Origin of the sequence: Priestia flexa (assembly GCF_021441905.1) — a bacterium.
GTDB classification, from domain to species: domain Bacteria; phylum Bacillota; class Bacilli; order Bacillales; family Bacillaceae_H; genus Priestia; species Priestia flexa.
The window spans coordinates 3140615-3152531 of record NZ_CP090431.1 but is presented as its reverse complement, the minus strand read 5'-3'; the positions used below and the strand labels follow the sequence as shown (position 1 = coordinate 3152531).

10 protein-coding genes are annotated in these 11917 nt (G+C 38.8%); 9 read left to right on the top strand and 1 reads right to left on the bottom strand.

Annotated elements, in window-relative coordinates; genetic code table 11:
• Nucleotides 1-6: 6 nt before the first annotated feature.
• From clpX to yihA, 4 genes are all read left to right on the top strand, one after another.
• Complete coding sequence (clpX, locus tag LZP85_RS16235) at nt 7-1272, top strand: ATP-dependent protease ATP-binding subunit ClpX (protein ID WP_025908562.1); 1266 nt, start codon at nt 7-9, stop codon at nt 1270-1272.
• Nucleotides 1273-1415: 143 nt separating this feature from the next.
• Nucleotides 1416-3083, top strand: coding sequence for an ATP-dependent protease LonB (gene lonB, locus LZP85_RS16230; RefSeq protein WP_119543215.1), 1668 nt, complete (start codon nt 1416-1418; stop codon nt 3081-3083).
• 259 nt (nt 3084-3342) lie between these two features.
• Nucleotides 3343-5667 carry an endopeptidase La gene (lon, locus tag LZP85_RS16225; RefSeq protein ID WP_061785020.1) on the top strand — a complete coding sequence of 775 codons (2325 nt, stop codon included), beginning with the start codon at nt 3343-3345 and terminating at the stop codon, nt 5665-5667.
• Entirely contained in the window at nt 5664-6251 is a 588-nt protein-coding gene (yihA, locus tag LZP85_RS16220; protein ID WP_025908559.1) for a ribosome biogenesis GTP-binding protein YihA/YsxC, read from the top strand. Before lon ends, yihA begins: the two co-directional genes overlap by 4 nt.
• A 57-nt stretch (nt 6252-6308) precedes the next feature.
• Here yihA and LZP85_RS16215 read toward each other — a convergent pair whose 3' ends face one another.
• The gene (locus LZP85_RS16215; protein WP_025908558.1) at nt 6309-6794 is read right to left on the bottom strand and encodes a LiaF transmembrane domain-containing protein; all 486 of its coding nucleotides are present in this window, start codon (nt 6792-6794) and stop codon (nt 6309-6311) included.
• Nucleotides 6795-6997: 203 nt separating this feature from the next.
• Between LZP85_RS16215 and hemA the strand changes: the two genes are divergently transcribed.
• The 5 genes from hemA to hemB are packed head-to-tail and all read left to right on the top strand — an operon-like array spanning nt 6998 to nt 11912.
• Nucleotides 6998-8338 (top strand): glutamyl-tRNA reductase, encoded by a 1341-nt coding sequence (gene hemA, locus LZP85_RS16210; RefSeq protein ID WP_119543214.1) that lies wholly within the window; start codon nt 6998-7000, stop codon nt 8336-8338.
• 13 nt (nt 8339-8351) lie between these two features.
• Nucleotides 8352-9185, top strand: coding sequence for a cytochrome C assembly family protein (locus LZP85_RS16205; protein WP_119543213.1), 834 nt, complete (start codon nt 8352-8354; stop codon nt 9183-9185).
• 15 nt (nt 9186-9200) lie between these two features.
• Nucleotides 9201-10133: a hydroxymethylbilane synthase gene (hemC, locus tag LZP85_RS16200; RefSeq protein WP_119543212.1), complete on the top strand. Its 933-nt coding sequence runs from the start codon at nt 9201-9203 to the stop codon at nt 10131-10133.
• Nucleotides 10133-10918: a uroporphyrinogen-III synthase gene (locus LZP85_RS16195; RefSeq protein WP_061785021.1), complete on the top strand. Its 786-nt coding sequence runs from the start codon at nt 10133-10135 to the stop codon at nt 10916-10918. The genes hemC and LZP85_RS16195 overlap by 1 nt, the downstream gene beginning before the upstream one ends.
• Before the next feature lie 13 nt (nt 10919-10931).
• Nucleotides 10932-11912: a porphobilinogen synthase gene (hemB, locus tag LZP85_RS16190; protein ID WP_206833166.1), complete on the top strand. Its 981-nt coding sequence runs from the start codon at nt 10932-10934 to the stop codon at nt 11910-11912.
• Nucleotides 11913-11917: the final 5 nt, after the last annotated feature.

Sequence of the window (11917 nt, the reverse complement as noted above, 5' to 3'; positions counted from 1 at the left end):
AAAATTATGTTTAAATTTAACGATGAAAAAGGGCAACTAAAATGTTCGTTTTGTGGTAAAACACAAGAACAAGTTCGTAAATTAGTTGCTGGTCCAGGTGTTTACATATGTGATGAATGTATCGAGCTTTGCACTGAGATTGTTGAAGAAGAGCTTGGAACAGAAGAAGAAGTAGAATTTAAAGATGTGCCAAAACCAAAAGAAATCTGTGAAATTCTAGATGAGTATGTAATTGGTCAAGATGAAGCGAAAAAATCTTTGGCTGTAGCTGTTTATAATCATTATAAACGCATTAACTCAAACAGTAAGATTGATGACGTTGAATTAGCTAAAAGTAACATTTCTTTAATTGGTCCAACAGGTAGTGGTAAAACATTACTTGCTCAAACGTTAGCTCGTATTTTAAATGTGCCGTTTGCTATTGCTGATGCAACGTCGCTAACAGAAGCGGGTTACGTTGGTGAGGATGTTGAGAACATCTTATTGAAGTTAATTCAAGCCGCTGATTATGATGTAGAAAAAGCAGAAAAAGGCATTATCTATATCGATGAAATTGATAAGGTAGCAAGAAAGTCTGAAAACCCATCAATTACGCGTGACGTATCTGGTGAAGGTGTTCAGCAAGCATTGCTTAAAATTCTTGAAGGCACTGTAGCAAGCGTTCCTCCACAAGGTGGACGTAAGCATCCGCATCAAGAATTCATTCAAATTGACACAACAAATATCTTATTCATTTGTGGTGGAGCATTTGATGGTATTGAACCAATTATCAAGCGTCGTTTAGGTAAGAAAGTAATTGGGTTCGGTTCAGAAACAAAACAAGCAGATCTTAACGATAAAGAGTTATTATCAAAAGTTCTGCCAGAAGACTTATTAAAGTTTGGCTTAATTCCTGAGTTTATCGGTCGTCTACCTGTTACGGCTAGTCTTGTACCGTTAGATGAAGGAGCGCTTGTTGAGATTTTAACAAAGCCAAAAAATGCGCTAGTAAAACAATATCAAAAGCTTCTTGAGCTAGATAATGTTGAGCTAGAGTTTGAAGATGAAGCACTTGTTGAAATTGCTCGTAAAGCAATTGAACGTAAAACAGGTGCACGTGGTCTACGTTCAATCATTGAAGGTATTATGCTAGAAGTGATGTATGATTTACCGTCTCGTGAAGACATTGTTAAATGTATTATCACTGGAGAAACGGTTCGTGATCAAGTAGCACCTAAGTTTATTTTAGAAGATGGTTCAACGGTTGAACAAGGAAGTAAAACATCTGCTTAATAAATAAGAAGACAGAGCGTTAGTTTTTAACGTTCTGTCTTTTTTTATTTTATGAAGAATTTTATGCTAAATTTGTTTATTCCACCTGTTGCAAGGAGATAATAACAAATAATTATCTTAACAATTGTTGCAGGAGGTTACTTATGAATTGGACGAATATTGCCTTAATGGTTCAGCTATTCTTTGGTATCATTATTGGCTTGTACTTTTGGAATTTATTGCGCAATCAGCGCACACAAAAAGTATCAATTGATCGGGAATCAAAAAAAGAAATGGATCAATTGCGAAAGATGCGTGCCATTTCACTAACTGAACCATTAGCAGAAAGAGTTAGACCGTCAAGTTTTCATGATATTGTGGGACAAGAAGACGGCATTCGTGCTTTAAAAGCCGCGCTATGTGGCCCAAACCCACAGCACGTTATCGTATATGGACCTCCAGGAGTAGGGAAAACGGCAGCAGCTCGTCTTGTACTAGAAGAAGCAAAAAAAAATCAAAAGTCTCCTTTCAAAAAAGGATCAGTATTTGTAGAACTTGATGCGACGACAGCTCGTTTTGATGAACGAGGGATTGCTGATCCTCTTATCGGATCTGTACATGACCCTATCTATCAAGGAGCGGGAGCTATGGGGCAAGCTGGAATTCCTCAGCCAAAGCAAGGTGCCGTAACGGATGCTCACGGAGGAATTTTATTCATTGATGAAATTGGTGAACTACACCCTATTCAAATGAACAAATTACTAAAGGTATTAGAAGACAGAAAAGTATTTATGGAAAGTGCGTATTATAGCGAAGAAAATGCACAAATTCCAACTCATATTCACGATATTTTTCAAAATGGACTCCCTGCTGATTTTCGTTTAATTGGGGCAACAACGAGAACACCGAGTGAAATTCCACCAGCCATTCGCTCACGCTGTGTTGAAGTGTTTTTTCGCGAGCTTGATCAAGATGAAATCATTAGCGTTGCGAAAAAAGCCGCTCAAAAAGTACAAATGGAAGTAACAGATAAAGGGCTGTCTATGTTGTCTACATATGCTCGCAATGGCCGAGAAACAGTTAATATGATGCAAATTGCAGCTGGATTGGCAATTTCAGAAGATCGTAAAGACATAAAGAATGAAGATATTGAATGGATTATTCATTCAAGTCAGCTAACTCCACGTCACGAGCCGAAGATTCCAGAACAAGAACAAGTAGGATTAATTAATGGATTAGCTGTATATGGACCTAATTCAGGTGCGTTATTAGAAATTGAAGTAAAAGCAATTAAAGCAAAAGAAAAAGGAAATATTACCATTACGGGGATAGTAGAAGAAGAAAACATCAATGGGCAAGGAAAATCCGTACGAAGAAAAAGTATGGCCAGAAGTTCCATTGAAAATGTCATTACTGTGCTGCGCTCCATGGCTGTGCCTGCCGATGAATATGATATTCATGTGAACTTTCCAGGAGGAGTGCCAATTGATGGACCTTCCGCAGGAATTGCGATGGCAACAGGCATTTATTCTGCTATCTATGAAGTGCCAATCAAACATACAGTTGCAATGACTGGAGAGATTGGACTGCACGGAAATGTTAAGCCAATCGGAGGCGTCATTCCTAAAATTAAAGCGGCAAAGCAGGCAGGGGTAACTCATGTAATCGTTCCGAAGGATAATATGAATGGAATGGTGGAACAGATTCGAGGAATTGACATTTTACCAGTGACTCAACTAGCAGATGTTTTAAAATATGCACTCTTACCAATACAAGATCACGTTGCTCACCTATCAAAAGAAGCCGGGGTGCCAAAGCGCGAATTCATGTAATATTAGCGACATTTAGTTAGAAAATTTTTTTATATGAATATCATCTGCCTTTTTCGCGTATAAAACCTTTATACACGCTTTACGAAAAAGGCTTTTTCTATGTGAAAAAGATATTTACTTCGCTTTGCGTTGCAAAGACTTCACATGGTACAATTAATAATTACTATTATTAGACATGCCAAGTTAAATAGGATAAAATTGAAGCAGAATTTATCCCTTACATACTATGGAATAAACGGGCATTGGAGGTGTTCATTGAATGACGAAAAATGAAACAATTCGCATTCCACTTTTACCTTTACGTGGGTTGATTGTCTATCCAACTATGGTATTGCATTTAGATGTTGGAAGAGATAAATCCGTGCAGGCTTTAGAAAAAGCAATGATGGACGACCACTTGGTGTGCTTAGTTTCTCAAAAGGAAATGGGCATCGATGAACCAGCGGTTGATGACTTATATAAAATGGGTACTTTAGCAAAGATTAAGCAAATGTTAAAGTTGCCAAATGGCACGATGAGAGTATTAGTTGAAGGATTAAACCGTATTGAAGTCAAGGAAATAATTGAAGAAGAAGATTGCTTCCTGGCTGATGTAATGAAATACAATGAAGAACATGAAACAGATGTGGAAGACAAAGCGCTAATGCGCACGCTTTTAGATTACTTTGAACAATACATAAAGCTATCTAAAAAGGTATCCGTTGAGACGTTTTCAACCGTAACAGACATTGAAGAACCGGGACGGTTAGCCGATATTATTGCTTCGCATTTGCCGATTAAAATTCAATTGAAGCAAGAAGTTCTTGAAACTGAAGATGTAAAAGAGCGCTTGAACATGCTCATTTCTTACATTCAAGATGAACAAGAAGTGCTACAACTTGAAAAGAAAATTGGACAACGTGTGAAAAAGTCGATGGAGCGTACTCAAAAAGAATACTATCTTCGTGAGCAAATGAAGGCTATTCAAAAAGAGCTAGGCGATAAAGAGGGTAAAGGCGGAGAAGTTGCTACACTTCGAGAAAAGATTGAAGAAAGTGGTATGCCTGAGCGCGTGATGATGACTGCGTTAAAAGAACTAGATCGCTATGAAAAAATTCCCGCTACTTCTGCAGAAAGCTCAGTTATTCGTAACTATATCGATTGGCTACTTGCTTTGCCATGGACAAAGGAAACTGAAGATCGTTTAGATATTCACCGCGCAGATAAAATTCTAAATGAAGAGCACTACGGTCTTGAAAAAGTAAAAGAGCGTGTGCTCGAATACTTAGCTGTTCAGAAATTAACGAACTCATTAAAGGGACCAATTCTTTGTTTAGCTGGACCTCCAGGAGTAGGTAAAACGTCTCTAGCACGTTCTATTGCGACGGCGTTAAATCGAAATTTTGTCCGCGTATCGCTCGGTGGTGTGCGTGATGAATCTGAAATTCGAGGCCATCGCCGTACATACGTAGGCGCGATGCCTGGACGTATTATTCAAGGAATGAAAAAAGCTGGTACAGTCAACCCTGTCTTTTTATTAGATGAGATTGATAAAATGTCTAATGACTTCCGTGGAGACCCATCTTCTGCTATGCTTGAAGTCTTGGATCCGGAGCAAAACCATAATTTTAGCGATCACTATATTGAAGAAACGTATGATTTATCAAAAGTGATGTTTGTAGCTACTGCTAATAATTTAGCGACGATTCCAGGACCTTTACGCGACAGAATGGAAATCATTAATATTGCTGGCTATACAGAGCTTGAAAAACTTGAAATTGCTAAGCGTCATTTAGCAGTGAGACAGTTAGAAAACCATGGTCTGAAAAAAGCTGACCTTCAAATTCGAGAAGATGCTCTAGTAGCAATCATTCGTCTTTATACGAGAGAAGCGGGCGTTCGTAACCTCGAGCGTGAAATTGCATCTATTTGTCGTAAAGCTGCTCGCATTATCGTATCTGGAGATAAAAAGCGCGTAGTCGTAACTGAAAAGAACTTAGAAGAATTTTTAGGAAAAGCAAGGTTTCGCTATGGGCAAGCTGAATCTGAAAACCAAGTTGGTGTTGCAACAGGATTAGCTTACACAACTGTGGGAGGAGATACGCTTGCAATTGAAGTTAGTCTATCTCCTGGAAAAGGTCGCCTTGTACTAACAGGGAAACTTGGTGATGTGATGAAAGAGTCTGCTCAAGCAGCTTTTAGTTACATTCGTTCAAAAGCGGAAGAGCTAGGAATTGATGAAAAGTTCCATGAGAAATATGACATTCATATTCATGTGCCAGAAGGAGCAGTGCCAAAAGATGGACCTTCGGCAGGAATTACAATTGCAACAGCTTTAACTTCAGCTTTAACAGGTAGACCGGTAAGAAGAGAGGTAGGAATGACGGGTGAGATTACGCTTAGAGGTCGCGTCTTACCAATCGGTGGATTAAAAGAAAAATCATTAAGTGCACATCGTGCTGGACTTACAAAAATCTTAATCCCTCAAGACAACGAGCGTGATATTGAAGATATTCCAGATAGTGTACAAGAACAGTTGGACATCGTACTTGTATCTCATTTAGATCAAGTATTGGAACATGCATTAGTAGGAGAGGTAAAATGAAAGTAACCCAAGCGGAAATTGTTATCAGCGCAGTAAAGCCTGATCAATATCCAAAAGAAAACTTGCCAGAATTTGCTTTGGCTGGTCGATCAAATGTAGGAAAATCATCATTTATTAATAAAATGCTTAACCGTAAAAACTTAGCACGTACATCGTCAAAGCCTGGAAAAACACAAACGTTAAATTTTTATTTAATCAATGAAATGATGCATTTTGTTGATGTTCCAGGCTACGGGTTTGCTAAAGTGTCTAAGACAGAGCGTGAAGCATGGGGCAAGATGATTGAAACATATTTAACGGATCGCGATCAGCTAAAAGCGGTGTTATTAATTATTGATTTACGTCACGCACCGTCTAAAGATGATGTCATGATGTACAATTTCTTAAAGCATTACGAAATTCCTGTAATGGTTATTGCCACAAAAGCGGATAAAATTCCGAAAGGTAAATGGCAAAAGCACTTAAAAGTTGTACGTGATACGTTAGAGCTAGAAGCCGAAGATGAACTCATTCTATTTTCATCTGAAACTGGTCAAGGAAAAGATCAGTCGTGGAGATCACTTCAATACCGCATGAATAATTAACAAAAAAAGGTTGAAACGAAAAGCGCTCGCTTTTCGTTTCAACCTTTTTTACATATATTACTTACGTTTGAAAAATAATAAATATAAGCCAATGAGTAGGAATAGAATAGGCCAAAAGGTAGCTAGGTAATTTACACCGTTTTCAACCGCTGGGGCAAACTGATTTAAATTATTTGAAAACATCATAAACAGCGCAATGAGTAATAAAAGAATACCTTGAAATAGGCCGGTTTTACTCTTTTTCGCACTCAGTAAAAAGCTCAGTGCAATCATTAAAATGACCATGCTAGTATGTTGAGGCCAGAACGGCAGCCAGTCACTTACATAAAAATGACCGCCTAATGTAATTAATATGTAGCTTGCTAGTACGTTAGAATAGTCTTGCGAAATGCGACATTGTGCCCCAAGCGCAACTCCGACTAAAACGAGCAGGAGAGGCCAGGTGTATAAGTGTTCTGCAATTTTTAAGTTAAGCTCGTCTACTAGAAAAAAGATTCCAAATCCAACTAATAAAACTCCGAAAAAAATTGACTGTTTCTTCATCGTAACCTCCTGGTGTGATTAAACAGGAAAAGTGATAAATCACTGCTTTTTTGATACAATTTGTTATGGATAATCGTTAATATCTTAACACATGTTTTCAAAGACTGTTCACATTTTTTTTAAGAACGAGTAGGGAAACATGTTATAATAGAGATAGATAAAAGGACAGTAATTTAATTTTTTATTGAAGGGGGTATGTACAAGTGCATATTATAGCAGTCGGCTTAAATTATCGAACAGCCCCTGTTGAAATAAGGGAAAAGCTTAGCTTTAAAGAACAAGAGTTAGGCTCTGCAATGAAAGCTTTAAGTAGTCAAAAGAGTATCTTAGAAAACATTATTGTGTCAACATGTAATCGTACGGAGATCTATGCAGTAGTGGATCAGTTACACACAGGGCGTTACTATGTAAAAGCCTTTTTGGCAGAGTGGTTTGAACTAGATAAAGAAGAGTTTTCACCTTTTTTAACAATTGCTGAAAACGATGGTGCTATTGAGCATTTGTATCGAGTAAGCTGTGGGTTAGACTCAATGGTTGTAGGTGAAACACAGATTCTTGGACAGGTACGTTCAAGCTTTTTACTTGCTCAACAAAATCAAACAATTGGAACGGTATTTAATCAATTGTTTAAGCAAGCTATTACACTAGCCAAGCGTGCGCACAGCGAGACAGAGATTGGAGCCAATGCTGTTTCAGTGAGTTACGCTGCGGTTGAGTTAGCGAAAAAAATTTTTGGTGATCTGTCATCGAAACATGTGCTTATTCTAGGTGCAGGTAAAATGGGCGAGCTTGCTTTGCAGAACTTATACGGCAGCGGTGCTCAAAAAGTAACGGTTGTAAATCGTACATTCGAAAAAGCAGAAGAACTTGCTAAGCGCTTTTCTGGTCAAGCGAAACAGCTAAGCGAACTTCAATGTGCGCTAATTGAAGCTGATATTTTAATTAGCTCTACGGGAGCTAGTACGTTTGTCGTATCAAAAGATATGATGAAGCAAGTAGAGCGCATGCGCAAAGGACGACCTCTTTTTATGGTTGATATCGCGGTTCCGCGTGATTTGGATCCTGCACTTGAAGAGCTTGATAGCGTCTTTTTATATGATATTGATGACTTACAAGGGATTGTGGATGCGAATTTACAAGAACGCAAAAAGGCTGCTGAAACAATCGAGTTAATGATTGAAGCTGAAATTGTTGATTTTAAAATGTGGCTAGGTCGTCTTGGGGTTGTGCCTGTTATTTCAGCTCTTCGTGAGAAAGCACTAACTATTCAGGCTGATACGATGGCTAGTATTAATCGCAAGCTTCCGAATTTGTCTGAGCGTGAACGAAAAGTGCTGAACAAACATACGAAAAGCATCATAAATCAACTGCTGCGAGATCCGATTTTACATGCAAAAGAACTGGCTGGAGAGCAGCATGCTGAAGAGTCGTTAGAATTGTTCATGAAGATTTTTAATATTGAACAAGAAGTGGAAGCTCAAAAGCAAAAAGAATCTCATCATGAGCTACCCGTAACTCCTCAACAAGTAGCTTACCAGTCGTAAGTGAGGCTTTGATATGGTTGATATCTCGTTGACCAGAATTTATGAATTAATTGTAATTTTATACGCGGTCAGTGTTTTGCTTTATTTCATTGACTTTGTACAGCATAACCGGAAGGCAAATAAAGTAGCCTTCTGGTTACTTTCTATTGTGTGGTTTTTACAAACAATCTTTTTGTTTTTACGAATGTGGGAAACCGGTAGAGTCCCAATCTTAACAATTTCAGAGGGCCTGTACTTCTATGCGTGGGTGCTCATTACGCTATCGTTAGTCATCAATCGTTTATTTAGAGTTGATTTTGTCGTGTTCTTTACGAATGCGATTGGCTTTTTAATCATGGCGATTCATACGTTTGCACCAATGGAAACACAAACGTCGGTTGAAGCAGAACGATTGGTATCGGAACTTTTAATTTTTCACATCACAATGGCTATTTTATCTTATGGAGCTTTTTCCATTTCTTTTGTTTTCTCAGCTTTGTACCTTGTACAGTATGATTTGCTGAAAAAGAAAAAGTGGAACAAGCGACTGATGCGCATTGAGGATTTAACGAAGCTGGATTATCTGTCTTACGTACTGATCTTAATTGGTGTACCTCTATTGTTGCTTTCCTTAATGCTTGGGTTAATATGGGCGTATATTAAAGTAGTCGATTTTCACTGGTATGATACAAAGGTATTAGGTTCGTTCTTTATGCTCCTTGCATATAGCGCTTACTTGTATGTGCGTTTGAGAAGAGGAATTCAAGGTCGGGCAATAGCTATTTGGAACATCGCATTATTTTTAATTTTATTGATTAACTTTTTCTTATTTGGAAGTTTGTCAAACTTTCATTTTTGGGAGTCGTAAAACTAGGAGGACAACATGCGGAAAATTATTGTCGGCTCACGCCGAAGCAAGCTAGCATTAACACAGACAAAATGGGTTATCGAACAGTTGAAACAACAAGGTCTTCCTTTTGAGTTTGAGATTAAAGAAATTGTCACAAAAGGAGATAAAATCTTAGATGTAACGCTTTCTAAGGTAGGCGGAAAAGGCTTATTTGTAAAAGAAATTGAACAAGCAATGTTGTCAAAAGAAATTGATATGGCCGTTCACAGCATGAAGGATATGCCGGCTGTTTTACCTGAAGGGTTAACAATTGGATGCATTCCGCTGCGTGAAGACCACAGAGATGTGCTCATTTCAAAGACCGGAAAAACGTTTGAAGAGCTACCAAGTGGAGCTGTCATTGGAACGAGTAGCCTACGACGTGGTGCACAGCTTCTTGCAAAGCGTTCAGACATTGAAATTAAATGGATTCGAGGCAATATCGATACACGTTTAAACAAACTACAAACAGAAGAATATGACGCAATAATTCTAGCTGCAGCTGGTCTATCACGAATGGGTTGGTCTAAAGACACTGTGACGCAGTATTTAAACCCTAGCTTAAGTGTTCCAGCGGTTGGTCAAGGAGCTTTAGCGATTGAATGTCGTTCAGATGACAAGGAGCTACTTGAACTTCTACATATGCTAAACGATGAGGACACAAGCTTAGCAGTTCAAGCAGAGCGCGTGTTTCTAAAGCGCATGGAAGGCGGCTGTCAAGTTCCGATTGCAGGCTATGCTCACGTAGTAGAGAATAAGCATGTACAATTAACAGCGCTTGTTGCTTCTCCAGATGGCCAACAAATTTATCAAGAAACGCTTGCTGGTGCAAACCCCGTAGAAATTGGAGAGGAAGCTGCACGTCGTTTAACTGCCAACGGAGCTAAAGAATTAATTGATCGTGTAAAAGAGGAGCTGGACAGTTAATGAGTCAACAGGCTCCTCTTTTTTTAAAACGAGTGTTGATTACGCGCCAAGCGGAGCAAGCCAAAAGCTTTACTGCTGCAATACAAGCTGTAGGTGGTATTCCTTTAACGGTGCCTGTTTTATCTTTTGTACCAGCAGCTAATCGTACGTACATACAGAGAGTGCTTGAACAGCTTCATACATATCAGTGGATTATCTTTACAAGTCAAAATGGAGTCGAGTTTTTCTTTCAGTGGCTTAATCTATTAAATATAAACAGTGGTTTAGCTAAATCCTGTAAGATTGCTGTTGTTGGAAAAAAAACAGGTGAAGCACTCAAAAAACGTGGGATAAAGCCAGACGTAACTCCTGAAGAGTACATAGCAGAGTCACTGCTAGAAGCACTCATGAAGGAGGCTAAACCTCATGAAAAAGTGCTTGTTGTTAGAGGGAATCTAGCACGTCCTATTCTTTTACAAGGACTTGATGAAAAAGGGTATAGCGTGACGGACCTGGTGATGTATGAAACGGTTCAAAATAAAGCATCCAGGACTGAGCTTCAGCACGCGGTTGAGAAAGCGGATATCATTACGTTTACAAGCTCATCTACCGTTAACTTCTTTGTTGATATGATGGATTCAAAACAAGATTGGCTATCGGTTATAAACGAAAAAGTGGTCGTGTGTATAGGACCTATTACCGCTCAAACTGCTGCCAAATATGAAATTGAGCACATCGTTCCAGAAGAGTATACAATTAATGGTATGATAGAGAAAATGGTAGATTATTTTAAAGGTAACAATTAAGGAGGATTTTCTCATGACATTATTACAATTCAATCGTCATCGTCGTCTAAGACGTTCAGATAGCATGCGTGCACTTGTTCGCGAAACGCACTTACAGCCGGAAGACTTTATTTATCCAATTTTTGTAATTGGAGGAGAAAATAAGCGCAATGCAGTTCAATCCATGCCAGGCGTAGATCAAGTATCGCTTGATTTATTAAGTAGAGAAATGCAGGAGCTTGTCGATTTGGGAATTCAGTCCGTTATTGTTTTTGGCGTGCCAGCTGAAAAAGATGCTGTTGGTTCGCAAGCTTATCATGATCATGGAATCGTTCAAAAAGCAATTCGTCAAATTAAAGAAGAGTTCCCTGAACTTGTCGTTATTGCAGACACTTGCTTATGTCAATATACCGATCATGGACATTGTGGCATTATTGAAGAAGGAAAAATCTTAAATGACCCAACGCTTGATTTGCTAGCAAGAACAGCGGTTAGTCAAGCAAGAGCTGGCGCTGATATCATTGCGCCTTCTAACATGATGGATGGGTTCGTAGCGGCTATTCGTCATGGTTTAGACGAAGCAGGTTTCGAAGATATTCCTATTATGTCTTACGCTGTAAAATATGCGTCAGCTTTCTACGGTCCTTTCCGTGATGCAGCACATTCTTCTCCGCAATTTGGAGATCGTAAAACGTACCAAATGGACCCAGCCAATCGCTTAGAAGCTCTTCGTGAAGCGGAGTCTGACGTAGCCGAAGGTGCAGACTTCTTAATTGTAAAACCAGCGCTTTCTTACTTAGATATTATGCGTGATGTAAAAAATAACTTTAACCTACCTGTCGTGGCTTATAACGTAAGTGGAGAATACTCCATGATTAAAGCAGCTGCACAAAATGGATGGGTAAATGAAAAAGAGATTGTGCTAGAAAAGCTTACAAGTATGAAGCGTGCTGGAGCAGATTTAATCATTACGTATCATGCGAAAGATGCTGTTCGCTGGCTAAAAGATAACTAAAAGGA